25 protein-coding genes are annotated in these 23,476 nt (G+C 64.8%); 15 read left to right on the top strand and 10 right to left on the bottom strand.

Annotated elements, in window-relative coordinates; all coding sequences use genetic code 11:
* Positions 1 to 20: 20 nt before the first annotated feature.
* From HPT29_RS09955 to HPT29_RS09985, 7 genes are all read left to right on the top strand, one after another.
* A complete protein-coding gene (locus HPT29_RS09955; RefSeq protein ID WP_173946535.1) occupies positions 21 to 1,007 on the top strand; it encodes an ABC transporter permease in 987 nt (328 codons plus the stop codon).
* A complete protein-coding gene (locus tag HPT29_RS09960; protein WP_173946536.1) occupies positions 1,004 to 2,158 on the top strand; it encodes an ABC transporter permease in 1,155 nt (384 codons plus the stop codon). The genes HPT29_RS09955 and HPT29_RS09960 overlap by 4 nt, the downstream gene beginning before the upstream one ends.
* Complete coding sequence (locus tag HPT29_RS09965) at positions 2,155 to 3,855, top strand: ABC transporter ATP-binding protein (protein WP_173946537.1); 1,701 nt, start codon at positions 2,155 to 2,157, stop codon at positions 3,853 to 3,855. Before HPT29_RS09960 ends, HPT29_RS09965 begins: the two co-directional genes overlap by 4 nt.
* A 4-nt stretch (positions 3,856 to 3,859) precedes the next feature.
* Positions 3,860 to 5,068, top strand: a complete 1,209-nt coding sequence (gene manD / locus HPT29_RS09970; RefSeq protein ID WP_173946538.1) for a D-mannonate dehydratase ManD — start codon at positions 3,860 to 3,862, stop codon at positions 5,066 to 5,068.
* A 12-nt stretch (positions 5,069 to 5,080) separates the two neighbouring features.
* Complete coding sequence (locus HPT29_RS09975; RefSeq protein WP_173946539.1) at positions 5,081 to 6,235, top strand: mandelate racemase/muconate lactonizing enzyme family protein; 1,155 nt, start codon at positions 5,081 to 5,083, stop codon at positions 6,233 to 6,235.
* Positions 6,236 to 6,293: 58 nt separating this feature from the next.
* The gene (locus HPT29_RS09980; protein WP_173946540.1) at positions 6,294 to 7,187 is read left to right on the top strand and encodes an NAD-dependent epimerase/dehydratase family protein; all 894 of its coding nucleotides are present in this window, start codon (positions 6,294 to 6,296) and stop codon (positions 7,185 to 7,187) included.
* A gap of 294 nt (positions 7,188 to 7,481) precedes the next feature.
* The gene (locus HPT29_RS09985; protein ID WP_173946541.1) at positions 7,482 to 8,378 is read left to right on the top strand and encodes a DMT family transporter; all 897 of its coding nucleotides are present in this window, start codon (positions 7,482 to 7,484) and stop codon (positions 8,376 to 8,378) included.
* Positions 8,379 to 8,384: 6 nt separating this feature from the next.
* On the opposite strand, the gene HPT29_RS09990 is transcribed toward HPT29_RS09985, so the two are convergent.
* The 7 genes from HPT29_RS09990 to HPT29_RS10020 all read right to left on the bottom strand — a co-directional run bounded on the left by HPT29_RS09990 (position 8,385) and on the right by HPT29_RS10020 (position 16,257).
* The gene (locus HPT29_RS09990) at positions 8,385 to 9,395 is read right to left on the bottom strand and encodes an ornithine cyclodeaminase family protein (RefSeq protein ID WP_259060531.1); all 1,011 of its coding nucleotides are present in this window, start codon (positions 9,393 to 9,395) and stop codon (positions 8,385 to 8,387) included.
* Positions 9,380 to 10,234 carry an alpha/beta fold hydrolase gene (locus tag HPT29_RS09995; RefSeq protein ID WP_173946542.1) on the bottom strand — a complete coding sequence of 285 codons (855 nt, stop codon included), beginning with the start codon at positions 10,232 to 10,234 and terminating at the stop codon, positions 9,380 to 9,382. The genes HPT29_RS09990 and HPT29_RS09995 overlap by 16 nt, the downstream gene beginning before the upstream one ends.
* 82 nt (positions 10,235 to 10,316) lie before the next feature.
* Complete coding sequence (locus tag HPT29_RS10000) at positions 10,317 to 11,075, bottom strand: iron ABC transporter ATP-binding protein (RefSeq protein WP_173946543.1); 759 nt, start codon at positions 11,073 to 11,075, stop codon at positions 10,317 to 10,319.
* A complete protein-coding gene (locus HPT29_RS10005; protein WP_173946544.1) occupies positions 11,072 to 12,010 on the bottom strand; it encodes an iron chelate uptake ABC transporter family permease subunit in 939 nt (312 codons plus the stop codon). The genes HPT29_RS10000 and HPT29_RS10005 overlap by 4 nt, the downstream gene beginning before the upstream one ends.
* A gap of 16 nt (positions 12,011 to 12,026) precedes the next feature.
* Positions 12,027 to 12,989, bottom strand: coding sequence for an ABC transporter permease (locus HPT29_RS10010; RefSeq protein ID WP_173946545.1), 963 nt, complete (start codon positions 12,987 to 12,989; stop codon positions 12,027 to 12,029).
* Between the two features lie 104 nt (positions 12,990 to 13,093).
* Positions 13,094 to 14,026 (bottom strand): siderophore ABC transporter substrate-binding protein, encoded by a 933-nt coding sequence (locus HPT29_RS10015; RefSeq protein ID WP_173946566.1) that lies wholly within the window; start codon positions 14,024 to 14,026, stop codon positions 13,094 to 13,096.
* Between the two features lie 107 nt (positions 14,027 to 14,133).
* Positions 14,134 to 16,257, bottom strand: coding sequence for a TonB-dependent receptor domain-containing protein (locus HPT29_RS10020; protein ID WP_259060532.1), 2,124 nt, complete (start codon positions 16,255 to 16,257; stop codon positions 14,134 to 14,136).
* Positions 16,258 to 16,579: 322 nt separating this feature from the next.
* Here HPT29_RS10020 and HPT29_RS10025 point away from each other — a divergent pair, with 322 nt between their 5' ends.
* The 3 genes from HPT29_RS10025 (at position 16,580) to HPT29_RS10035 (ending at position 19,095) form a co-directional block, all read left to right on the top strand.
* Complete coding sequence (locus HPT29_RS10025) at positions 16,580 to 18,046, top strand: glycosyl transferase family protein (RefSeq protein WP_173946546.1); 1,467 nt, start codon at positions 16,580 to 16,582, stop codon at positions 18,044 to 18,046.
* Positions 18,047 to 18,177: 131 nt separating this feature from the next.
* Complete coding sequence (locus HPT29_RS10030; RefSeq protein WP_173946547.1) at positions 18,178 to 18,687, top strand: ribbon-helix-helix domain-containing protein; 510 nt, start codon at positions 18,178 to 18,180, stop codon at positions 18,685 to 18,687.
* 252 nt (positions 18,688 to 18,939) lie between these two features.
* A complete protein-coding gene (locus HPT29_RS10035) occupies positions 18,940 to 19,095 on the top strand; it encodes a hypothetical protein (RefSeq protein ID WP_173946548.1) in 156 nt (51 codons plus the stop codon).
* A gap of 327 nt (positions 19,096 to 19,422) precedes the next feature.
* On the opposite strand, the gene HPT29_RS10040 is transcribed toward HPT29_RS10035, so the two are convergent.
* Positions 19,423 to 19,572, bottom strand: a complete 150-nt coding sequence (locus HPT29_RS10040) for a hypothetical protein (RefSeq protein WP_173946549.1) — start codon at positions 19,570 to 19,572, stop codon at positions 19,423 to 19,425.
* Positions 19,573 to 19,808: 236 nt separating this feature from the next.
* Between HPT29_RS10040 and HPT29_RS10045 the strand changes: the two genes are divergently transcribed.
* Both HPT29_RS10045 and HPT29_RS10050 read left to right on the top strand, forming a co-directional pair.
* A complete protein-coding gene (locus tag HPT29_RS10045) occupies positions 19,809 to 19,988 on the top strand; it encodes a hypothetical protein (RefSeq protein WP_173946550.1) in 180 nt (59 codons plus the stop codon).
* Positions 19,989 to 20,480: 492 nt separating this feature from the next.
* Entirely contained in the window at positions 20,481 to 20,654 is a 174-nt protein-coding gene (locus HPT29_RS10050) for a hypothetical protein (RefSeq protein WP_173946551.1), read from the top strand.
* 234 nt (positions 20,655 to 20,888) lie between these two features.
* On the opposite strand, the gene HPT29_RS10055 is transcribed toward HPT29_RS10050, so the two are convergent.
* Positions 20,889 to 21,185 (bottom strand): DUF6894 family protein, encoded by a 297-nt coding sequence (locus tag HPT29_RS10055; RefSeq protein ID WP_247654440.1) that lies wholly within the window; start codon positions 21,183 to 21,185, stop codon positions 20,889 to 20,891.
* 56 nt (positions 21,186 to 21,241) lie between these two features.
* Here HPT29_RS10055 and HPT29_RS10060 point away from each other — a divergent pair, with 56 nt between their 5' ends.
* From HPT29_RS10060 to HPT29_RS10070, 3 genes are all read left to right on the top strand, one after another.
* Entirely contained in the window at positions 21,242 to 21,394 is a 153-nt protein-coding gene (locus tag HPT29_RS10060; protein ID WP_173946552.1) for a hypothetical protein, read from the top strand.
* An 81-nt stretch (positions 21,395 to 21,475) separates the two neighbouring features.
* Complete coding sequence (locus tag HPT29_RS10065; RefSeq protein WP_256439494.1) at positions 21,476 to 21,610, top strand: hypothetical protein; 135 nt, start codon at positions 21,476 to 21,478, stop codon at positions 21,608 to 21,610.
* A gap of 519 nt (positions 21,611 to 22,129) precedes the next feature.
* Positions 22,130 to 22,711, top strand: coding sequence for a Crp/Fnr family transcriptional regulator (locus HPT29_RS10070; RefSeq protein ID WP_432807286.1), 582 nt, complete (start codon positions 22,130 to 22,132; stop codon positions 22,709 to 22,711).
* A gap of 91 nt (positions 22,712 to 22,802) precedes the next feature.
* Here the strand turns inward: HPT29_RS10070 and HPT29_RS10075 are convergent, their stop codons facing one another.
* Entirely contained in the window at positions 22,803 to 23,399 is a 597-nt protein-coding gene (locus HPT29_RS10075) for a transglutaminase-like cysteine peptidase (protein WP_173946554.1), read from the bottom strand.
* Positions 23,400 to 23,476 lie beyond the last annotated feature (77 nt).

Raw genomic sequence — 23,476 nt, forward strand, 5'->3', positions numbered from 1 at the left:
TCCATCGAACGGTCAGGTTCATGCTTCGCTACATTGCCAAGCGAATGGTGTTCGCGATTCCGACGCTGTTCGCCGTCTCCATCGTGGCCTTCATCATCATCCAGCTCCCGCCGGGCGACTATCTCACGACCCTCATGGCCGACTGGGCCAGCCAGGGCGGCGCCGTGGAAGCCGGCACGGTCGCGGCCATGCGCGAGCGCTACGGCCTCGATCAGCCGATCTACTTCCAATATTACAAGTGGATCGCCGGGATTTTGACGAGGGGCGATTTCGGCATCTCGTTCGAGCTCGGCAAGCCGGTCACTGAACTCATCTGGAACAGGCTGGGCTTCTCGCTGCTGCTCTCGGTGCTGACGCTCTGCTTCGTCTGGGCGATCGCCATCCCGATCGGGATCCTGTCGGCGGTGCGCCAGTACTCGATTTCCGACTATGCGGCGACCTTCCTGGCCTTCTTCTTCCTGGCCGTGCCCGACTTCCTGATGGCGCTCTCGGCCATGTACATCATGTCCGCCTGGTTCGGTCAGAGCGTCGGCGGGCTGTTCTCGCCCGATTACGTCGATGCTCCCTGGAGCTTCGGGAAACTGGTGGACTTCGCCCAGCATGTCTGGCTGCCGGTGATCGTGATCGGCCTCGGGTCGCTCGCGGCGCTCGTGCGGATCATGCGGGCCAACCTGCTCGACGAGCTCTCCAAGCCCTATGTCACCACGGCCCGGGCCAAGGGCATGTCGGAGCTGGAGCTCCTGCTGCGTTATCCCGTGCGCCTTGCCCTCAACCCGCTGATCTCGACCCTGGGCTGGATCCTGCCGGCCGTCATCTCGGGCGAGATCATCGTGTCCGTGGTCATGAGCCTGCCGACCACGGGACCGCTGCTGCTCCGGGCGCTGCTCGCCCAGGACATGTATCTCGCCGGCTCGCTGATCCTGCTGATCTCGGTGCTCACCATCATCGGCACGCTGATCTCGGACATCCTGCTCGCCATCACAGACCCGCGGATCCGGCTCCAATGACCGACATCACCAGCCTTCCGCCCGAAACCACCACGTCGCTCGACCTGCACGGCCGGGACATGGCCGTCGCCGGCCAATGGCGCCTGTTCTGGCTCAAGTTCAAGAAGCACAAGGTCGCGCTTCTGAGCCTCGTGGTGATCGTGTTCATGTATCTGGTTGCGGCCTTCGCGGACTTCATCGCGCCTCTCGATCCCAACGCCACGAACTCGCGCTTCACCTACGCGCCGCCGCAAAGCCTCTCGCTGTTCCCGAACGGCTCCTTCCAGCCGCATGTGAACCAGCTCAAGATGACGCTCAACACCGAGTCGATGCGCCGTGAGTTCACGCCCGATCCGACGAAGCCGCTCCCGGTCTCGTTCTTCGTGCCGGCGCAGCAGCCCTATTATCTCCTGGGCTTCATCCCGATGAAGACCAAGCTCTTCGGCCTCGCGAACCCGAAGCCCGGCGACAGCCTCTACGTCTTCGGCGCCGACCGGCTTGGACGCGACATCTTCTCGCGCGTCGTCCACGGGGCCAAGATCTCGCTCTCCATCGGACTCGTGGGCGTCTTCATCAGCCTGATCCTCGGGGTGACCATCGGGGGCATCTCGGGCTTCTTCGGCGGCTGGGTCGATCTGGCGATCCAACGCCTCATCGAACTCCTGCGCTCCATCCCGACCATTCCTCTCTGGATGGGCTTCGCAGCCGCGATTCCGGTCGGCTGGCCGCCGCTGCGAACCTATTTCGTCATCACGCTGATCGTCTCGCTGATCGGCTGGACGAGCCTCGCGCGTGAGGTGCGCGGCAAGTTCCTGTCGCTCAGGAACGAAGATTTCGTGATCGCCGCCCGCCTCGACGGCATGAGCGAGATCGGCATCATCTTCCACCATCTGGTTCCATCCTTCATCAGCCACATCATCGCCACCCTGACGCTCGCGATTCCGTCGATGATCCTGGCCGAGACGGCGCTCTCGTTCCTGGGCATCGGCCTGCAGCCGCCGATCATCTCCTGGGGCGTCCTCCTGCAGGAGGCGCAGAACATCCGCGCGGTTGCGCAGGCGCCGTGGCTGCTGTTCACGCCGGCCACCGCGATCGTGATCTCGGTCCTTGCCCTCAATTTCCTCGGCGACGGCCTGCGCGATGCCGCCGATCCCTACGAGTCGGTATCATGAGCACGACCATGGACACGATCCTGGAGGTCAGGGACCTGAAGACGGTCTTCCCGACCCGCACCGGCCTCTTCCAGGCGGTGGACGGGGTCTCGTTCGACCTGAAGCGGGGTCAGACCCTCTGCGTCGTCGGCGAATCCGGCTCGGGCAAGTCCGTGACGGCACGGTCGATCCTGCAGATCGTCGACCGGCCCGGCCGCATCGAGAGCGGCTCGATCCTGCTCACCCGGCCCGACGGCTCGAAGACCGACCTCGCCAAGCTCGACCCGCGCGGCCGGGAGATCCGCGGCGTGCGCGGCAAGGAGATCGCCATGATCTTCCAGGAGCCGATGAGTTCACTCTCGCCGGTTCACCGCATCGGCACGCAGATCGGCGAGGCCCTGCGCATCCATTTCGGCACGCCCAAGCACGAGCAGCGCGAGCGCGTCCTCGAGCTGCTGCGCCAGGTCGAGATCCCGCGTCCGGAATCGGCCATCGACCGCTATACCTTCGAGTTCTCGGGTGGCATGCGCCAGCGCGTGATGATCGCCATGGCGCTCGCCTGCAACCCGTCGGTGCTGATCGCCGACGAGCCGACCACGGCGCTCGACGTCACGACGCAAGCCGAGATCCTCGACCTCATCAAGAAGCTTCAGAAGAGCCACGGCATGGCCGTGCTCTTCATCACCCACGACATGGGGGTCGTGGCCGAGATCGCCGACGAGGTCCTGGTCATGTATCGCGGCAAGGTGATGGAGCGAGGACCGGTCGAGCAGATCTTCCACGCCCCGCAGGACGCCTATACGCGTCGGCTCATCGGGTCGGTCGTCAAGCTGGAGACGAAGGCGGAAGCCCGGCTGGCGCGCGGTCCGATCCCGGCCGGGACGCCGCCGCTGCTCGAGGTGCGCAACCTTTCGCTCACCTTCCCGTCGGGCGTCAAAGCGGTCGACGACGTATCGCTGACCGTGCGGCCCGGCGAGACGCTCGGCATCGTGGGCGAGTCCGGTTCCGGCAAGACCACGATGGGGCGCTGCCTGCTGCGCATCTACGACGCGCAGGAAGGCGCCATCGACTACCGCCGCCCCGACGGCCGGACGGTGGATATCCGCACGGCCGACAAGGCGGACCTGGAGAAGGTCCGCCGCGAGGTCCGGATGATCTTCCAGGACCCGGTCGGGTCGCTGAGCCCGCGCAAGACCGTCGGCCAGATCATCGCCGAGCCGCTCAAGATCGCCGGCGTGAAGGGCAGGGCGCTCGACGAGCGTGTCGCCGACCTCATGCAGCAGGTCGGGCTGGAGCCCGCCTGGCGCGAGCGCTATCCGCACGCCTTCTCCGGCGGCCAGCGCCAGCGCATCGGCATCGCCCGGGCCATCGCGCTGAAACCCCGCCTCATCGTGGCCGACGAGGCGACCTCGGCGCTCGATGTCTCGCTGCGCTCCCAGATGCTCGATCTCATGATGAAGCTGCAGGACGAGCTCGGCCTCTCCTACGTGTTCATTTCCCATGACATGTCGGTGATCCGCTACATGTGCGACCGCGTCGCGGTCATGTATCGCGGCAAGATCGTCGAGGTGGGCGACACCGACCAGGTCGTCAACGATCCGGAGCACGGCTACACGCGGGCGCTGCTCTCCGCCATTCCCCATCCCGATCCCAGCAATCGGCGCATGCACAACCGCTTCCGGTACGAACCCGGTCGCACGCTTTCTGCCAACGGATAAACCGATGAAAATCACCGACGTCAAAATCATCGTCTGCTCGCCCGGGCGCAACTTCGTTACGGTCAAGATCGTCACCGACGAGGGACTGACCGGGGTCGGCGACGCGACGCTGAACGGCCGGGAGCTCGCCGTCGCCTCCTACCTCAAGGACCATCTCGCGCCGCTCCTGATCGGTCGCGATCCGAGCCGCATCGAGGACATCTGGCAGTACTTCTACCGGGGCGCCTACTGGCGCCGCGGCCCGGTCACCATGGCGGCGATCGCCGGCATCGATACGGCGCTGTGGGACATCAAGGCCAAGGCGGCCAACATGCCGCTCTATCAGCTCCTCGGCGGCGCGAGCCGCGAGAAGGTGCTGTGCTATACCCACGCCCAGGGCCGCGACATCGCCGAGGCCGTCGAGGCGGTCGGACGGCGCAAGGAGCAGGGCTACAGGGCGATCCGCGTCCAGGTCGGCATCCCCGGGCTCCCGGACGTCTACGGCACGGGCGCGAAGTCGGTCACGAACAACGCCCTCGACGACGCCGTCCCGCACGAGGAGACCTGGTCGACGTCGAAATACCTGCGCTACGTGCCCGAGCTGTTCACGGCGGTGCGCGAGGCCCATGGCTGGGACGTCGAGCTCCTGCACGACGCCCATCACCGCCTCACGCCGATCGAGGCCGCGCGGCTCGGCAAGGATCTGGAATTCGCACGCCTGTTCTGGCTTGAGGACGCCATGGCGGCCGAGCACCAGGAGGGCTTCCGGCTGATCCGCAAGCACACGACGACGCCCCTCGCGGTCGGCGAGGTGTTCAACACCATCTGGGATGCGCGCCTTCTGATGGAGGAGCAGCTGATCGACTACATCCGCATGACCACCGTGCATGCGGGCGGCGTCACGGCGCTGCGCCGCATCATGGATTTCGCCAGCGTCTACAACGTGCGCACTGCCTGCCACGGCGCCATGGACATGTCGCCGATCTGCCTCGGCGCCAACCTGCATCTCGACCTGTGGGTGCCCAATTTCGGCATCCAGGAATATTCCGGCTATCTGCCGGAGATCCTCGAGGTTTTCCCGGGCGCCTGGAGCCTATCCGACGGCTACCTGCATCCCGGCGAGGCGATTGGCCATGGCGTCGACATCGACGAGAGACTGGCCGAGAAATACCCATACCAGCGCGCCTATCTGCCGGTGAACCGTCTCGAAGACGGCACCCTGTGGCATTGGTAAACCGAGGACACGATGAAGATCACCGCGATCAAGAGCTATGCCGTCAAGGTCGGCATCCGCAACCAGCTTCTGGTGAAGGTCGAGACCGACGAGGGCATCTTCGGATGGGGCGAGAGCGGCCTGTCCGGCCGCGAGAAGGCCGTCGTCGGCGCGCTCGAACACTACGCCGAGTTCCTGCGCGGGCGCGATCCGTTCAGGATCGGGGCCCTGTGGCAGGAGATGTACCGCAGCCAGTATTTCGAGGGCGGCCGCGTGCTGCAGGCGGCGATCTCGGCCATCGACATCGCGCTTCATGACATCAAGGGCAAAGCCCTCGAGGTGCCGGTCTACGAGCTGCTCGGCGGCAAGCAGCGAGACCGGATCCCGACCTTCGCGACCACCTTCGCGGAGCCCGGCCCGGCCATGATCGAACAGGCGCAGATGCTCGTCGAGCACGGCTGGACGGCCATGCGGCTCTCGCCCGCGGGCCATGAGAACAAGGACATCTACGAGCCGCGCGAGCACATCGCCGCCACGGCGAAATGGTGCGTGAAGGCCCGGGAGGCGCTCGGCGACGATGTCGTTCTCGGCATCGACTACCACCACCGCCTCAGCGTCGCGGAAGCCGCGAGCTTCTGCCAGAAGATGCCGTCCGGCACCCTCGACTTCCTCGAGGAGCCGATCCGTGACGAGTCGCCGGGTTCCTATGAAGCGCTGCGCCGCCTCACCGACATCCCCTTCGCCATCGGCGAGGAATTCGCCTCGAAGTGGCAGTTCCAACCCTATATCGAGCGCGACATCCACCAGTATAACCGCCTCGACGTATGCAATGTCGGCGGCCTGACCGAGTCGATGAAGGTCGCCGCCTGGAGCGAGACGCACTACGTCGACATGATGCCGCATAATCCGCTCGGGCCCGTCTGCACGGCCGCGACCATCCATTTCTCGGCGGCGGTGCCGAACTTCTCCTGGCTCGAAACCCGTGCGAGCCCGGCGGAGACGCATCTCGGCTTCGACAACTCGGAGTTCTTCCCGGTCCAGCCGCGGCTCGCGGGAGCGCATTACATCGTGTCCGATGCGCCCGGTCTCGGAATCGAGGTGAACGAGGAACTGATCGCCCGCCAGAGCTTCGAGTTCTGGGAGGCGCCGCATCTGAGGCGGCGGGACGGCTCGGTGACCAATTGGTGACACGCGGACGCCGCAGCGCGATACTGACGTTCGACCATCCCGGAGGGTCCGCTCGATCATGACGTCCTCAAAACCAGTCCGCTCGGTCCTCATCACGGGCGCGGGCGGCAATCTCGGCCGGAAGCTCATCGCGCATCTCCTGACACAGGAATGGTGCGAGCGGATCGTCGCGCTCGATCGCTCGGTGCCTGCAGCGCCCCCCTCCGAGGACCGGGTGCAATGGGTCGCAGGCAACCTTGCCGATCCCTCTGACACGCAATGGCATCGAGCTTTGGCCGGGATCGATGCTGCTGTGCATTTCTCCGCGCAGAACCCCTATCCGGATGCGCCCTGGAGCGATGCCTGCGCGTCCTTCGACATGACCCTGGCCCTGCTTGGAGCGGCCGGACGGGCAGGCCTGCGGCGGATCGTGTTCGCCTCGTCGAACCACGTGATGGGGCAGTACAAGGATGCGCCTCTCGCCGACACTTTAACGCCCGGCAGTCTGACGACGTCCCTGCAGCCGGGGCCCGGAACGCGCTGGTTCAACGGTCGGGAGATGCTCCAGGGCACGGCCTATGCGGCGTCCAAGCTGATGGGCGAGCGCGCCTGCCTGGCCGAGGCGCATCGCTCGAACGGCGCTTTGACCGCCGTCTGCGTGCGGATCGGCTGGTGCCAGCCGGGGGAGAACCGGCCGGAGACGATCAACACGTCCGGCCTGCCCGGTGAGGAGCCGAACGTCGGTCCGGACACGGAGCGGGATCTGCGCTGGTTCCGCAACATGTGGCTCTCGAACCGGGACTTCACGGCCGTCATGGAGCGGGCGCTCCTCGCCGACGCCGGATCCTGGGCGCAGCCCGGCATCGTGGTGAACGGCATGTCGGCGAATCGCGGCATGCCCTGGGACATCGAGACCACCCGCCGGCTCATCGGCTATGAGCCGCAGGACGACATCTGGGATCATGTCGGGTGAGGCTCGGTCCGGGATCGAGAGGCAGGGGCCGACGGGCCTCGTGTACCGATCCGCGCCGCCATGGCCGGGCTTGTCCCGGTCATCCCGATACGAAGCGTGCCGCGCCTTCCGGATCGAGATCACCGGCACAGGGCCGGTGATGATGAAGGAGAGGATGTTCGGGCAGGTTCCGACGTGGGGGAGATCCGGCTGCGGAATCGTTGCCGTGGGGTGAACGTCCCCAACCCGGAAGGACATGCCAGCCCTACCGAACCGGCATTTGTGGCGAAGCCCGGGGCCACGTTATCCATCATCATGACCCTGCGTGATTTCTCCCTGATGATCCTGGTCTGCCTGCTGTGGGCGGCTCATACGGTGGTAAGCAAGATCGTCGTGACGGACATGGCGATCCCGCCGCTGTTCTACGCGGCCATCCGTTATGGGATCGTCGCCATGCTGGCGCTGCCCTGGCTCCTGCCCATGCCGCGTCCGACCTGGCGCATCCTTCTGGTCGGGTTCCTGATGGGAGGCGGCGGATTCGCGCTCTTCTTCCTTGGCATCAGGACGGCGAGCCCCTCGAGCGCCGCCATCGTGTCGCAGCTCGGCCTGCCGATCACCACGCTCCTGTCGGTCATCTTGCTCGGGGAAAAGGTCTACTGGAGGCGAGGCCTGGGCATCGCGCTCACGTTCATCGGGGGCGTCCTCGTCATGTGGGATCCCGCGGGCGGCTTTCCCATTTCCGGAGGGCTCGCGCTCATTCTGGGCTCCGCCGCGGCGGGCTCGCTGGCGGCCGTTCTGATGAAGCAGATGGAGGGCGTGAAGCCGCTGCGCTTCCAGGCCTGGATCGGCCTCGCCTCCGTGCTGCCGCTGACCTTCCTGTCGGCCGGGCTCGAAGCCAATCAGTTTCTCAAGGCCACGAATGCCGGCTGGGCCTTCCTGGCGGCCCTGCTGTTCTCCGCCCTGATCGTGTCGCTCGTGGCGCACACCATCTATTACGGGCTGATCGGCAAGTATCCGGCCAACCTGATCGCGCCGCTGACGATCATGAACCCGCTGATGACCGTGGGCATGGGGATCCTCATCACGGGCGACCATTTCGATCTGCGGATGGCGATCGGCACCGGCATCGCGCTCTGCGGCGTGCTCATCATCACCCTGAGGCGCAACCACGTCATGCCCCTGGCGGCTCTCGTGTGGGACCGCCAGCGGTAGCGACGCTCAATCGAGAGATGCCTCGACGCCCAGGCCTCGGGCTCTCGCCTCACGCCAGCAGTGACCCGCGCAGGCGAGGTCCTGGGCGGCGATGCCGAGGGAGCGGTAGAGCGTGATGTCGTCGGCCGAACCGCGGCCGGCTGCCTTGCCGGCGAGAACCTCGCCGATCTCGGCCAGGACGTGGTCGCGTCCGATGCGGCCGCTCTCGATCGCCCGAATGACCTCGCCGGCCTGGGCGAAGGTGGAGGCGCGGTAGTCGACGAAGAGCCGCGAACGCGCCACCATCTCCTCGTCGATCTCGCGCTTCGACGGGATCGAAGCGCCGACCACGTTCAGATGGGTGCCCGGTGCCACCCACCCGCCCATCAGGACCGGCTCCGACGACGACGTGACCGTGCAGACGAGGTCAGCGCTTCCGACGGCCGAGCGGACATCGTCGAAGACCTCGATCGTGACGCCGGGGTGGCGTTCCGCAGCATGGGCCGCGAAGGCCTCAGCCTTCTCGCGCCGGCGCCCGGCGACCCGAACGTGCCGGATTGAGGGCCGCACGCAGAGCATGGCCTCGAGATGGTGCTCGGCCTGCTCGCCGGCTCCGATCATTGCGAGAGTGCTGGAATCCGGCCGGGCCAACGCCCGCGTCGCAACAGCGCTGGCGGCGGCCGTGCGGATCGCCGTCAGGAGGCCGGCATTCATCATGGCGATCGCCGAGCCGTGCTCTGGCTCGAACAGGACGATCGCGCCCTGGTGCGACGAAAATCCGGCGTCCGGATTGCCCGGAAACAGGCTCACGAGCTTGACGCCGAAACACGCCTCGGTCTGTCCGTGACCCGGCAGGAGGGCGCCCGGCATGACGCCCATCCTGTTGGGCTCTCCCACGTCGACCACCGACCGAAGCGGCAGGTTGGCGGCCCCGGCGGACACGGCGATCATCGCCTTTTCAACGATCTCGATGGCGTCGGCCATCGGCAGGAGGGACCGAACGTCCCTGTCGGAAAGTACGATCATCGTGAGCGCCATTCCCCGTTGTCCCAGCCGTCGCCCGTGACAGGGAGGCCGAGTTGCTCCTCGAGCAGTGAGACATAGAGTTCCGGTCGCACGACATAGGGAAAGTGTCCACCCCACTCGAAGCAATAGGCGACCGATGGCTTCAACCGCGCCCGCACCGCGTCGCGCATGGGCTGTGGGATCAGCGGGTCATCGGCGGCTTCGATCGTCGCGATCCGGTCGCACGGCAGGTCGAGCGGGGGCAGTTCGGGTCCGCGCTTCAACGCATTCAGCCGCGTGCGCAGTTCCGGCTCAGGGATGCGTCCCTCGACTTCGGCCATCAGGAGGTCGATCAGTTCAGTCTGTTCGGGATGTCTCTCGCGCCAGGCGCCGAGGCCGCGGCCGAACCCGGCGCGGATCTCCTCGATGGGCGCATGGTCGAGGTCCGAGGAGTAGGGTGGTCGGGACCCGACATCGGCGACGGAATGGAGCGTATTGGCGGCGATCAGACGCTCGGCGAGGTGCGGATGGGCTGCAGCGAAGTACTGCGCCACGTAACCGCCGAGGGACGAGCCGAGCACGGTGACCCGGTCGTGGCCGAGCCGGCTGCACAGCTCGGCGAGATCGCCCACCCACTCGATCACGCCGCCGCTCGCCGGAAAGGTGACGGCAACGATGCGGGCGCGGTCCTTCAGCGCCTCGATGGGTTGCCAGAAGATGTCGCCGCGGCCGAGCGTGCCCGGGATGAGCAGCAGCGCAGGGCCGCTGTCGCCGGCCTCAACGTATCCCCAGTCCCGGCCGCCGATGAGGATCCGCCGTTCGGGATGGAGCGCCGCGAAGCGTTCGCGGTCTGCGATCAGGCGGTTGGGCATGCGGTCGAGGCCTCCACGGTCCCACGCAGTCTACACCAAACTGGAGCTTTGTACGCTCGATAGGCCGGGTACCGTCCCGGGCTCACAGGTAATAATTCGAGATCCTGTAGCCGCGGACCTCCTGCACCTCGACATCCATGTCGTAGACCGCGCGGATGACATCGCTCGTCATGATGTCGGCCGGTCTGCCGTGGCGGACGACGGCGCCGTCGCGCATGGCGACGAGGTAGTCCGAGTAGCAGGACGCGAAGTTGATGTCGTGAAGCACGAGGACGATGGTTTTGCCCAGGTCGTCGGCGGCCCGCCGCAGCAGCTTCATCATGCCGACCGCGTGCTTCATGTCGAGGTTGTTGAGGGGTTCGTCGAAGAGCACGTATTCCGTGTCCTGGCAGAGCACCATGGCCACATAGGCCCGCTGGCGCTGGCCGCCGGACAACTCGTCGAGGAAGCGGTCGGCCAGCGGCTCGAGATCCAGATATCCGATGGCCTTGGCCGCGAGGGCCCGGTCCTTCTGCGTGAGCCGGCCCTTGGAATATGGATAGCGGCCGAACTCGACGAGATCCCGGACCGTCAGGCGGGACGTCACGCGGTTGTCCTGCCGCAGGATCGACAGCCGCCTAGCCAGGACGTCCGAGGGGGTCTGCGTCACGTCGAGCCCGTCGACCGCCACCGTGCCGGTGCTCAGAGGCAGAAGACGGCTGATCATCGACAGGAGTGTCGACTTGCCGGCCCCGTTGGGCCCGATGATGGACGTGACGCCGCTGCGGGGCAGGTTCAGCGAGATGTCGCGCACCACGATGGTGTCGCCATAGGCCTTGCTGACGTTCGAGATCTCGATCAACGGGTCGTTCCTTTGATCAGGAGGGCGAGGAACACGATCCCGCCCAAGAATTCGATGACGATGCTGAGCGCCGTGTCGAAGGCGAAGATCCGCTCCAGGACGAGCTGTCCGCCGACGATGCAGATGACCGCGATCAGGCTGGCGACCGGCAGGACGAAGCGGTGCTTGTGCGTTCCGGCGATCTGGTACGCGAGATTGGCCACAAGGAGCCCGAAGAAGGTCACCGGTCCGACCAGAGCCGTGGACACGGACACGAGCACCGCCACCAGGATGAGCACGATGGTGGTCACCCGGCCGTGGTCGACGCCCAAATTGATCGCGGTCTCGCGGCCGAGAGCCAGCACGTCGTAAGCGTGCATCAGGCGCCACCCGACCACGGACACGGCAACGACCGCGGCGGCCGAGATGGTCAGCAGGTTCCCGTCGACGCTGTTGAAATTGGCGAACAGCCGGTCCTGCAGCACCACGAACTCGTTGGGATCGATGATCCGCTGCATGAAGCCCGACAGGCTGCGGAACAGCACGCCGAACACGATGCCGACGAGCAGGAGCAAGTGAAGGCTGCGGCTGCTGCCGGAGAAGAGCCACCGGTAGAGCAGGCCCGAGAACGCCACCATGGCGGCAACCTCGACCCCGAACAGCAGACGCGGGTCGAGGGCGCTCACGCCGGCAGACCCCAGGGCGAAGATCAGCCCGGTCTGGATCAGCGCGTAGAGCGCATCGAAGCCCATGATCGAGGGCGTCAGGATCCGGTTGTGGCTCACGGTCTGGAACAGCACGGTCGACACGGCGATCGCATGGGCGACGAGCACCATGGACAGGATCTTCGTGCCGCGGAAAGCAAGGATGAAGTCCCACCGTCCCTTGGCATTCAGGGTCGTGAACAGCACGATCACCCCGGTCGCGATCGCGGCCAGGATCAGGAGCGTTCGCATCGGTCGCCGGTCTGTCCTAGGCAAGGCGCGTGCGCCCCTTGAGCAGGAGGACCAGGAAGAGGGCGCTGCCGACAATCCCCATGATCGTCCCGATGGGAACCTCATAGGGGTAGTACACCACCCGGCCTGCCACGTCGCAGACGAGCACGAGGCCGGCCCCCATCACGGCCACCCAGGGCAGGGCGCGACGCATGTTGTCGCCGACCAGCATGCTCGCGACGTTCGGAACGATCAGGCCGAGGAACGGCATCATGCCGACCGTGACGACGACGGTCGCCGTCACCATGGACACGATGACGAGGCCGAAGGACACGATGCTGCGGCAGTGGAGCCCGAGATTGGTAGCGAAGTCCCGCCCCATCCCGGCCAGGGTGAGCCGGTCGGCCGCCAGATACGCCAGGAGGGTCAGGGCGAACGTCACCCACAGCAGCTCGTATCGGCCGCGCAGAACCCCGGAGAAGTCGCCGGTCGTCCAGGCGTTCAGGGACTGCATGAGGTCGAACCGATAGGCGAAGAACGTGGTGACCGCGCTGATGATGCCGCCCAGCATGATGCCGACCAGCGGCACGGTCAGGACGGAGCGCAGCGGGACGAGCCGCAGGATCCGGAGGAACAGGGCCGTTCCAGCTAGGGCGAAGCCCGTCGCCACGAGCATTTTCCCGAAGACCGGCATGTCGGGGGCGAACAGCGTGACGACGAGGAGGCCGAGGCTCGCCGACTCGACCGTGCCGGCCGTGGACGGCTCGACGAAGCGGTTCTGGGTCAGCATCTGCATGAGCAAGCCGGCGACCGCCATCGCCATCCCGGCCAGCACGAGGGCGACCGTCCTGGGGATGCGCGACACCACGAGGATCTGGGCGGAGCGGTCTCCGTCCTGCGGTGACAGGAGCGCGGACAGTGACAGGTCGCCGGCTCCGATCAGCAGGCTGATCAGGGTCAGGACCACGACGACGGCCAGGGCAAGGAGGAGGGATCTCACGGTTGCTCAGAGAACTTCGGGCGGGCCATCCGGCCCGGGGTTTCACACGCGAAAGCGGACCGCCAGGGGGCGATCCGCGCTCGATCGATATCCGGGGCAGCGGGTTACTTCTTCGCGACCGCCTTGGCAATCTGGTCAGCGCTGGCCTGCAGGGCCGTGATGCCGCCGCCCGTCAGGTACCAGTTGACGGGATCCAGAAATACGACCTGACCCTTCTTCCAGGCCGTGGTCTGGGCCACGAGTTCGTTCTCCAGGACCTTCTTGGCCGCACCGCCATCGCGCCCGACCACGACGTCGCGGTCGATCACGAAGAGCCAGTCGGGATTGGTCTTGAGAATGAATTCAGCCGTCACGGCTTGGCCGTGGTTGGTGGTGGCCAGCCCCTCCACGGCAGGCACCACGCCGAACTCGCCATGAAGGATGCCGAAGCGCGAACCCGGCCCGTAGGCGCTCATCTTGCCCCCCGTCGTCAGCACGAGCAGACCCTTGCCGGCCTTGGCCGTCTCCTGACGCAGGTCGGCCATGGATGTCTCGAGCTTCGCGAGCCGGGCGTCGGCTTCGGCCTGCCTGTCGAAGATCCTGCCGAGAAGCTGAACGTTGCGCTTCACGCTGCCCATGACGTCCTTGGGATCGACGGTCAGGTCGACGGTGGGGGCGATCTTGGCCAGATCCGCGTATCTGGCGCTGGAACGGCCGCCCACGATGATCAGGTCCGGCTCGGCCGCATTGACGGCTTCGTAATCCGGCTCGAACAGGGTGCCGACCTTCTGGTACTTGTCGGAGCCGTACTTCGCCAGATATTCGGGGAAGCGGGCGGTCGGCACGCCCGCCACCTCGACCCCCAGGGCGTTCAGCGTATCGAGGGACGCCAAGTCGAAGGCGAGAACCTTCTTCGGCTTCGCCGGAACGCTCGTCACGCCCTTGCTGTGCTGGATCGTCAGGTCCTGCGCATGAGCGCCGACCGTCAGGAACCCGAGGGCGAGGGTTCCGGCAATGAGGGCTGCCATGCGGCGAGGGAAGCGGGCTGAGACAGTCATCATGACTCCAATTCTCCTGTTATCGATCATCCTGCCCGCTCGGGGGCTCAGTCGTCCTCGTGGTTGTGGCCACTCCTGCATCGGGGTGTTCATTCGCCATTCCTTGATCAGAAGGTTGCGGACATGCCCAGCCAGAGGCGGCGTCCTTCCACCACCGTGTTGTAGTCGGTGGGTTCGATCTCCTTGTCGAAGATGTTGTAGATGGCAGCGTTCAGGGCGAGCTTTTCCGTGAAGTTGTAGGTGATGCCGGCATCCATCGTGGCGTAGGCATCGTATTTCCGTCCCGTGACGTCGTTGATGAGAACCGGTGTGCCGTTGGTCCCGATGCGGGCACCGCCGACGATCTCGGAGCCGTGGTAGTTCACCGCCGTCCAGGCCGACAGACCCACCACGGGCGTGATCCAGTCGATGCGGGCATTGGCCATGTTCCTGGGCGTGCGGGTGAGGGGGAAGCCCGCGAAGTCTCCGGTCTGCTGCTCGGAATCCGTGAACGTGTAGCTGCCGCGGATCGAGATCGTGTCCGTGGCCCTCCAGCTGGCCGCCAACTCGACACCCTGGATGATCGCATCGTCAATGTTGTAGTTGTACCAGAGGCGGTAGTTCGGATCCTCGGACCACCGCACCGGATTGCCGGCGTCGTCGAGCACCAGCGCGTTGCTGATCTTGTCCCTGAAATCCGTGTAGAAATAGGTCGCGCTCGCGGTGAAGCCGTCGAGGCTGTCCCAGAGGGCCGCAACCTCGTAGCTGGTGCTCGTCTCCGCCTGCAGGTTGGGATCCGCCAGGATCACCCCGCAGGTCCCGTCGGGACCGTAGGTGCAGCCTGCGCCGCCCGTCGTGTAGGCGTAGCCTGGTGCGATCTGGCGGATCTCGGGCGCGCGAAAACCGGTCGACACGCCGCCCTTCAGGGTCAGGTTCTCGGTGGCGTGCCAGACCGCGTAGCTGCGGGGGCTGAAATGGGCGCCGTAGATCTCGTGATGATCCATGCGCAACCCGTTCGTGAACGACAGCGTCTCGGTCAGACGCCACTCGTCCTCGGCGAAGAGAGCCCACTGGTTGATGGAGAACGTCTCGTCGATTCCCGTTCGGCGACCAGGATTCTGGTCGCTTAGAGAGGCGTTCGTGAACTGCCCGCCGGTCACCAGCGTGTGGGTCCCCAGAAGGTCGAACGGCGTCGTGAACTTGCCGTCGACGATCGTGTTCCGGATCTCGGGCGAACGGGGATTCTTGGCGAATGCAGAGGTGCGTGGATTCTCCGTGTAATTCCTGCGCTCCGCCCATTCCTGCAGGACCGAGAAGGTCGAAGTCGTGCGACCCCAGCGTCCCTCGTGGGTCAGCGACCAGTACTTGCGGTCGTTGTCGTTGTAGGTGTCGTTGGCGGATGTCTCGAGCGTGCCCCACTTGGACGCGTTGCGGCGGATGCGCGTGAACCCACTTTCGAGCATGATGTCGTGGTTCTCGTTCGGTGTGAACGTCAGCCGTCCACCCGCATTCCCTTCACGCGCTCCCGTGATGCCGCTCAGGATCTCGTCCTCGGCACGGCCGAAGCCGCGGCCCCAGAGCTGAAGACCCAGCATGCGATGGATGAGCGGCCCGCTCGTGTAGAACGACCCTTGAGCCGAGTTGCCGAAATATTCGTGCTGCTGGAGCGTGGCGTCCGCCGTGCCCGAGGTCGTCCAGCTGTCGGACACCTTGCGGGTGATAATGTTGATGACGCCGCCCATGGCGTCCGAGCCGTAGAGGGAGGACATCGGGCCGCGCACCACCTCGATCCGGTCGATCGCCGTGACCGGCGGGATGAAGCTCTGCTCGAAGCCCGAATTTCCGTTGGTGCGGGCGTCGCGCGTGCTCTGCCGCTTTCCATCGACCAGGATCAGCGTGTAGGTTCCCGGAAGGCCGCGGATGAAGATGTCCTTCTCGTTGGCGACACCGGTCACCGTCACGCCCTGGACTTCCCGCAGGGCGTCCGCCAGGTCGCGGAACGAGCCCTTCTCAAGCTCCTCGCGGGTGATGACGGAAATGCTCGCCGGAGCATCCTTCACGGTCTGCTCGAAGCCGGATGCCGTCACGACGACCTGATCCAGATTGATCGCATCGTCGTTACCGGACGTCACAGTGCTGTCGGTCGCCTGCGCGAAGGCCGCGTCCGGCATGAGGAGAAGCGCGGTTGACAGGCTGGTGCAGGCAAAGAGTACAGCGAGCAGCCGGCGCACGGGGCGTCGAGCACCCTTCATGCGATGCGCAGCGAGATCAGGTTTTGGAGAGCTGAATGCGCAGACTTTAGAGCTCGCGAGTTCCGTCGCTGAATCACGGCTGGCCGAAGCGTCGTTGCCTCTCATCTGTCCTCATGCCTCTCACGTCGCAGAATGGTGAGGCAGCTACTAGGTTTTGCAGGAGAATGAGGTCAACGCCTATGTTTCAGACTCATTCTGAGTTCAGAAAAACGCAAACTATAACGGCTCTAAAGTAGTTGCGTGCAGCTTGAAAGATCTGTCGGAATGGGGAATAGCCATTCTGCCTCGAAAGACAGTCATATGATTGCCCGGTGTTGTGCGAATGGGATTTGACGACAGCATCATTGTGACCTCCACACCTGAAGAACCCTTTCTGAAACTCGGTCAGCTTCGTCTCCTCCTGGCGCTGGACGCCCTGCTTATGGAGGGCAGCGTCAGCAGGGCGGCTGAACGGATGGGGATGGGAACGCCGGCCATGAGCAGGCTGCTCGGGCAGATCCGCGAGATCTATGGCGATCCAATCTTCGTTCGCTCTGCGAGACGCCTGATCCCGACGCCGTTTGCGGAAAGCATGCGACAGCGCGTTCGTGCGCTGGCCGCGGAGGCCGAGGATCTTCTTCGACCGCAGGAGCGACCCCCGGATGGCTTGAACATCGACCCGGAGGCGTGGTCAGGCAAGCCGGTGATCGAAGCAGCCCCGCTGACGACCAGGCGGAGCATTCTGCTCGAAGGCGAGCCGCTTCCCGAGTCCTTCGCACGCAAGCTCGCAGTGATCGGAGGGGCCGACGACGGACGGAAGCGGCTTGCAAAGCACATCGCAACGATCGGAGCCGGACTCGGGCACAGCCGACCCCTGACGATGGACGAGGCGAAAGATGCGTTCTCGGTCATTCTCGACGGCGAGGCGGACCCTGTACAGGTGGGGGCGCTGCTGACCGTCATGCACTTCAGAGGTGAGACTGCCGCCGAACTTGCCGGTTTCGCTCAGGCTGCGCGCACTCACATTGGGGTCGCAGGATCGGGGTCATCGTCCGTGGAACTGGACTGGCCGGCCTACATCTCGCCGAAGTCCAGGAGAGTGCCCTGGTTTCTCCAGGCCGCATTGCTGCTTGCGCAGTCGGGGCGTCGCATCCTGCTTCACGGCAGCGATGGAGGCGGCGGCATCCGGGGCAGCCTTGTGTCGGCGGCACAGAGCATCGGCATCCCTATTTGCTCGAATCCGGCGGCTGCCGGCGTCGCCGCTGCCGAGCACGGGGTCGCCTACATTCCGGTCGCGGCCCTGTCCTCGCAGATCCACCGGCTGCTTTCCCTCTACGGCGTGCTGGAGACGCGCTCGCCGATCAACTCCCTGATGCCGCTCCTCAACCCGTTCGGGGCACCCACGACCATGATGGGGGTCGTACGCCCCGCCTATCGTGAGCTGCATCGGGATGCGGGAATGCTCCTCGGATGCGGAACCATGACCGTTCTCGGATCGAGCCGCGACACGGCCGAGTCGACGCCCTTCCGCTCGAGCACGCTGCTTCGCCTTGTCGGAGGTCAAGCGGAGAACCTGTTCGTGCCCGCGCGGCCGGAGCCGCACGCCTACCCGCTGACGGGAATGACGAGCCAGGAATACTGGCGCGCCGTCTGGGCCGGAACGGCGCGCGACGAGCGCGCCACCGAGATCATCGTCGCCACGGCGGCGACCGCTCTTCTGACGCTGAGGAGAGGCGCTTCGGGCCAGTTCGAGAAGTTCCGCGCGCAGGCAAGGGAACTCTGGGAGAACCGCAGGAGGCATATTCCCTGAGCGGCGCAGCGTTCTGCCTGCACCTGCACGGCTTCCAGCAGGACTCACGGACCCGTGCCGTTCGGCCGAGCGGTCTACCGCTTGCGTGCTCGGGGCGCTAAAATGCCGCGAGCTCTTCCAGGGAGGGTATGATGACCGTCCGTCACGGGTTGATCGTCGCTTTGATGTCTCTCGCAGGTCCAGGAAACGCCCTGATCGCGCCCGCCGGCGCAGCAGCCTTCACCTGCCCGGAGACCAGTCCCGACGGCGCGTCAGGGCCTTCACTCCCGCGTGCGGATCTTTATTCGGGAGCCGACGACATCACGGCGGGCAATCGGCTGGGCGAACTCATGGCCATCCTCCGCAGCAGCGGGCTGAAGCCTGCCCTGATCGTCGACCGACTGATCGGTGAGTATTGCCCGCTCGTCGCGGCCGACGCTGCCCTCTCGGATCGACAGAAGGCCGATCGGGTTCGGCGGTTCGCCCGTCTTGTGACGGGAATGGCCTACATGCCGGCCGATCCGGGCGAGGTCGAGGTCCTCGTGCAGACGGCGTTGTCCCCGGGTCTGCTCGATCAGGTCGATGAAGCGGCAGGCCGTGCCGGGATGAGCCGAGACGCGTGGATCGATCGGGCGATCAGGAGCCAGCTCGCCAATCCGTAAGGATCCCCCTGCGACACCAAAAAAGTGCGCCTCGGTCGGGTGCCGAGGCGCTGAGATGAGGGAGGACTACGAGAATGAACTCATTCTAGCGATCCGAGCCTCGAAGGCTGTGAGCCCGTTCACACATGGCATCATGGATCTCTTCGCCGATCACCGGGCTTCCGTGCCGGGTGCCGCTGCGCGCTGTGTGACATTCGTCTCAGAGCGCGCAGCGCCTCCGGGTTAGTATGGATATCAAGTCAGGAGGTCGGCATGTGGGTCATCTCTCATATCGTGTTCGCGTATCTGCATTTCGTTCCCGGCGGAAACGGCGGCTGGACGCAGGGCAGCGACTACCCCCGGTTCTCGACCGAAGAGCGTCGGGACATCGCGATCCCGTTCGAAGGTTACTGGAGGCGGGTGAGCTGATCATCCCGCCCCATTCTCCATGAGTAGCCATGCCCGTCGCTGGTTGGGAGAGGTTCAGCCGACAGCCTCGATCCGGTCAGGAGCGCGAAGGAGCATCAGCCTCGGCTTGCTGAACTTCACCCAGAAAAGGGTGCACCGGACATCCGTGGTGCACCGGATGCAAGGAAGATTTCCGTGAAATTCGTTGGAATGCGTCCCGCGCGATCCGTCGTTCTGGCGGACGCCAATCGTCTCGCGGTCGTTCAGTTATTCGATCGGGAGCAATGATCCCGGTCGAAGAGCCTGATGGTTCAGACCCCGCTCATATCTGCTGGAAACAATGGTTCCTCAAACGATCCGCCTTGGCAGAATGCCGGCTTTGACATCGGCCGCCGTCACGACTTTGCGGAACACGGCTTCCCGGAGATAGATCGAGTCGAAGACCGACTTGCAGTCTCTTTTCCGGATGGACACGAACGGTTTCCGATTGCGCTTCATGATTGGCTCCCAGTTCAGGATGGACCATTGGTATCCCGAAACGCCCTGCAGGACTGTGTCCGCCGTCACAATCCCGAGACTGGAGCCCGTTTTCTCCCTTAGGGCGGATAAGGCTCAGGGTTTAGGCAACCGCGCTCCTGCCTCCTCATCGAGCCTCTGTGATGCGGGTTACAGATGTGCACCGCCTTTCACGACACCATGTCGACAACCGAACCCTTACAGGCAGGAGTGAGCGCATGGACAGGTGCACACGATACTGGGCCCGCTACATGGACGCGATGGCACTGTCTCGTCAGGCGAGGGACCCGGCGGAGCGCCGGGCTCTGATCCGACAGGCTTACATCTGGCTCCAGCGATATTTCGAGGCCGAGGAGCGCGAGCTTGCCCGGCGATACATCGTGGCGGCGCAGCGATAACGCCGCTCGACTGATCACGAGGCCGCGTTATCGCCCACAAGGTCGGCATGGTCCGCGGGCGGAAGGACCGCTCCGCCCGAATTCCGCAATGGGATCGTCGATGGACTGCCTCCTGCAGGCGCGAAGAGACGCCTCTGGGCGGCAGGCTGATCTCGACACCGCACAAAGAGAAGCGCCCCGAATTTGGAACAGGGCGCCGAGTTGACAGGGAGGAAGGCTTTCAAGGTAACCGATCCCGCTCGGGCAGACTGTGCGCTGCATCACATCAGGGTCTGTGTGATGTCCGTCACGGAAGACCGGCAGGGATTGGGCGATGATGATCTCAACTGAAGGAGTTCATCATGACCATCACCATTCTTGATCCCCGATCCGGCCAGCAGGTGACCATTTCGCTTCCCGACAAGCCGGCGGGTTGCGTGAAAAGGCAGTGACGCATGTACTGGGCGGATCCTTCCGAAGGATGGTTCGCTCGATTCCTGCCGGATAAGACCGATGAACCTTAAACAACATTATCAGGACAAGGCCGCGAAGGCCGAGCGCCTCGCGGAGGATCCGTACCAGAAGGCGCAGTCTCGCGTCGAGTTTCGCTCGTTGGCACGCAGATGGCGTCACCTGGCGGAGATGTCGGACTGGCGCGCCCGCCGGTCGCGCTATCCCGAGCGCTGAGGTCATCAGGGGCATATGACCTTCAGCTGTATGATCCCCGTCCGGCTTGGCCGTCCGATCATTGCCGGAGAGGTCGCGTCAGCACGGGATTCCGTGCTGATCGCGGCTCCGCGCGGCACGGGTGTCTGCGGAGAGCCGCGGGACGGAGGCTTGTCTGCCGCCGGCCGCCCGCGCAGGCGCAGGAGGCTCGTGGCATCGAGAGGGAGTGCGCTTGCCTCGCCTGTCGCGGATCCCTCAGTGAAGGGTCGGCATGACGTCTGAGAAAGGGATGAGCAGCATCTCGTCGTCGTCCTCGTCGCTGACATAGACGTGCCAGTCGGCGAAGTCGCGTGCGCCATAGGCTTTCTCGACGAGGGCTCGCGCCAGGGTGAGGGCTCGGTCGCGAGCCTCGATCAGGTCGAGAACCTCCGCTCCGTGACGGTCGATCAGGATTTCGCCTGGGCCTGCGCAGTGGAAGTACAGATAGAACATTTGAGCCTCCATCTCGATGTTTCCACTCTCCCACAGGAAGGATCCGTCTTCTGTGCTCATGATCACGGTTCCCGGAAAGGGCCGGTGGCATGGTCGGCCTCACATGGAGTCCGAACATGTCCCGTCGCATCCTCTGTCTACTCGCCCTCCTATTCGTGGCCGACGCCATCGCGGTGAATGGCCGCGCTCCGCGGCCCGTCGTTCTGTCTGGCAAAGAGATGCTTGATGTGACCCGGTTCACCCGTCTGCAGGTTTCCCCCGCGGCCTGAGCCGCCCCCCTCTGTGTGACCACCGTCACAGAACACCATGCTCATCTCGGACACCGTAGGAGCACATGAAAGGAGATTGCCATGGTTCTCATCGTTCTCGATCGATGGACCGATCAGCCGGTGATCGTTTCCGTCCCGGTCCGCCCCGCCGTCCGGAAGGACGAACCCGCGGTCGTCATCCGTCCCCGTCAGTTCGCCGGCAGGAGCCCGTCATGAAACCCTCCAAACTCTCGGCCATGCGGCGGGCGCGCCGCCGGATTCTCCAGGAGCTCGCAGGAGGCAAGCCTTAACCGACGCGCAACAAAGCGTAGTCCGTCAAGCTCTAAGGCAAGCTCTCGGGGCGTTCAGCCGGCTCAAGCGCGGAAACTTGGCCAGAGCACCTGCGCCGGCCGGCGGTTCATCCGCATGGTTTCAAAATTACATAACATACCACGCCAGCCGAGACGGGAGGTTCGCGTCTAATGACCAGCTGAATTCCTCCGACGTTCCTGCGGTTGAGAATCTCCCTGTCTCTTGTTGAGACTATTCCTCTTTCATCTATAGTTGCCTGGTTTCCGTCTTGGATTGCGATCTCTGTTGGTGAACTCATACAGGGGAGGCGTGAAGGTGCGTCTCGATGGAGAACAGATCCGGAAGGATTTGCCGTTTTTCTCGGCTCTCTCCGTGAGTTCGTTCTTTTCTGCGCTAGGCCCGGACGAAATTGCCCAGATTGCGGCTTTATGCACGTCCCGAAAGATGCACGACGGCGAAACCTTGTTTCTCAAGGGAGATCCGGGCGATGCCCTCTATGGCGTCCGTCGCGGGCAGATCACCATCACGACGACGACGGATGCCGGACGACAATTCACGCTCAATATTCTCGGGCCGGGCGATATCTTCGGCGAGCTCGCCCTGTTGGACGGACACCCGAGGAGTGCCGATGCGGTTGCGTCCGGCAGTGTCGAGCTGTTCATGATCCGGCGAAGCGACTTCCAGGATCTGCTGAAGAGGCGACCGGAAATCACCACGCGGATCATCGAACTGCTATGTGAGCGCGTACGGTTCTCGAGCGAACGTCTGGAAGAGGCTTCTCTCCTGTCTCTCCGATCCCGATTGGCGCGGCGCCTGCTGAAGCTCGCGGAAGATTTCGGCGAGGAGATCGACATCACGCAGGAGGAACTCAGCGTGCTTGTCGGAGCGGGTCGGGAGACGGTCAATCGGCAGTTGCAGAAATGGCGGAAGAGCGGCGCTGTCGAGCTCGGACGAGCCCGCGTGAAGATCATCGACATCCGGCGCCTTCAGCAGGAAGCCGTCGAGCGTGACCGGGATTCCCAATGACGTGCGGTTTAACTTGGCCGCAACAGCCTGAATGCACGGATCCCGGCTGCCCTGGGACAGGCGCCTCCGGGCAGATCCGAGGAGGCAAGGGCTACCTGTCGGAAGACGAGGTCAGCGACGTACCGGCCTGTTCGAGCGTGAGGAAGACCCAGCCTGCGGTCTCGGCGCTTTCACGCTTGATGTAGCGATAGTGGGTGCTGAACCAGGCCAGCACATCATCCGTCTTGTTGTCCAGGATGAAGTCGCCCCGATCCGTGCGGACGGTCAGAACCGCGTGACCCTCGCCGTTCTCGTCGATCACCACGGTCATGCGCATGGCTCGGCGCGGAAGACCGGCCTCGACCAGCATCCTGCGCTTCAGGAGCTGGTAGTCCTCGCAGTCGCCCAGACCGTCGCTCGGGTAGCTCCACAGATCGACGACGCCCCAATGCTTCTGGTCGGTCACCGGGATCAGGGAACGGTTCACCGAGAGGTTCACCGAAGAGAGGAGAGTCGCGATCTCCACGGTCAGCGGCAGGAACTCCGGTTCCTTCAGATCGACGGCGCATTCCTCCGGATGGCGGCTGCAGAATGCAACCCAGCCGGGCAGGGGCGGAGCTGCCTCATCCCGGAAGAGGTGAGGACCGGCATGGCCGGAACTTATCGCCGACAGCAGCAAGGCCAGAACGATCCAAATCCGTCTTCCCATGTCGATCTCCTCAGGAGATGCCGGTGATCAGACCGGGGAGGACCATTCCTCTTGGCCCGAACTGCTCATGGGATCAG

Source organism: Microvirga terrae (genome assembly GCF_013307435.2).
GTDB lineage: Bacteria > Pseudomonadota > Alphaproteobacteria > Rhizobiales > Beijerinckiaceae > Microvirga > Microvirga terrae.

Excerpts from the sequence above, each read along its gene's own strand:
- HPT29_RS09980 (WP_173946540.1), top strand. The coding sequence starts at position 6,294 with ATGACGTCCTCAAAACCAGTCCGCTCGGTCCTCATCACGGGCGCGGGC.
- HPT29_RS10030 (WP_173946547.1), top strand. The coding sequence starts at position 18,178 with ATGACCGTCCGTCACGGGTTGATCGTCGCTTTGATGTCTCTCGCAGGT.
- HPT29_RS10055 (WP_247654440.1), bottom strand. The coding sequence starts at position 21,185 with ATGAGCACAGAAGACGGATCCTTCCTGTGGGAGAGTGGAAACATCGAG.
- HPT29_RS09985 (WP_173946541.1), top strand. The coding sequence starts at position 7,482 with ATGACCCTGCGTGATTTCTCCCTGATGATCCTGGTCTGCCTGCTGTGG.
- HPT29_RS09975 (WP_173946539.1), top strand. The coding sequence starts at position 5,081 with ATGAAGATCACCGCGATCAAGAGCTATGCCGTCAAGGTCGGCATCCGC.
- HPT29_RS10070 (WP_432807286.1), top strand. The coding sequence starts at position 22,130 with ATGCACGACGGCGAAACCTTGTTTCTCAAGGGAGATCCGGGCGATGCC.
- manD (WP_173946538.1), top strand. The coding sequence starts at position 3,860 with ATGAAAATCACCGACGTCAAAATCATCGTCTGCTCGCCCGGGCGCAAC.
- HPT29_RS09965 (WP_173946537.1), top strand. The coding sequence starts at position 2,155 with ATGAGCACGACCATGGACACGATCCTGGAGGTCAGGGACCTGAAGACG.
- HPT29_RS10020 (WP_259060532.1), bottom strand. The coding sequence starts at position 16,257 with ATGAAGGGTGCTCGACGCCCCGTGCGCCGGCTGCTCGCTGTACTCTTT.
- HPT29_RS10040 (WP_173946549.1), bottom strand. The coding sequence starts at position 19,572 with ATGAAGCGCAATCGGAAACCGTTCGTGTCCATCCGGAAAAGAGACTGC.
- HPT29_RS10025 (WP_173946546.1), top strand. The coding sequence starts at position 16,580 with ATGGGATTTGACGACAGCATCATTGTGACCTCCACACCTGAAGAACCC.
- HPT29_RS10065 (WP_256439494.1), top strand. The coding sequence starts at position 21,476 with ATGGTTCTCATCGTTCTCGATCGATGGACCGATCAGCCGGTGATCGTT.
- HPT29_RS10060 (WP_173946552.1), top strand. The coding sequence starts at position 21,242 with ATGTCCCGTCGCATCCTCTGTCTACTCGCCCTCCTATTCGTGGCCGAC.
- HPT29_RS10075 (WP_173946554.1), bottom strand. The coding sequence starts at position 23,399 with ATGGGAAGACGGATTTGGATCGTTCTGGCCTTGCTGCTGTCGGCGATA.
- HPT29_RS09995 (WP_173946542.1), bottom strand. The coding sequence starts at position 10,234 with ATGCCCAACCGCCTGATCGCAGACCGCGAACGCTTCGCGGCGCTCCAT.
- HPT29_RS10045 (WP_173946550.1), top strand. The coding sequence starts at position 19,809 with ATGGACAGGTGCACACGATACTGGGCCCGCTACATGGACGCGATGGCA.
- HPT29_RS10015 (WP_173946566.1), bottom strand. The coding sequence starts at position 14,026 with ATGACTGTCTCAGCCCGCTTCCCTCGCCGCATGGCAGCCCTCATTGCC.
- HPT29_RS10050 (WP_173946551.1), top strand. The coding sequence starts at position 20,481 with ATGAACCTTAAACAACATTATCAGGACAAGGCCGCGAAGGCCGAGCGC.
- HPT29_RS09990 (WP_259060531.1), bottom strand. The coding sequence starts at position 9,395 with ATGGCGCTCACGATGATCGTACTTTCCGACAGGGACGTTCGGTCCCTC.
- HPT29_RS09960 (WP_173946536.1), top strand. The coding sequence starts at position 1,004 with ATGACCGACATCACCAGCCTTCCGCCCGAAACCACCACGTCGCTCGAC.
- HPT29_RS10035 (WP_173946548.1), top strand. The coding sequence starts at position 18,940 with ATGTGGGTCATCTCTCATATCGTGTTCGCGTATCTGCATTTCGTTCCC.
- HPT29_RS09955 (WP_173946535.1), top strand. The coding sequence starts at position 21 with ATGCTTCGCTACATTGCCAAGCGAATGGTGTTCGCGATTCCGACGCTG.
- HPT29_RS10005 (WP_173946544.1), bottom strand. The coding sequence starts at position 12,010 with ATGCGAACGCTCCTGATCCTGGCCGCGATCGCGACCGGGGTGATCGTG.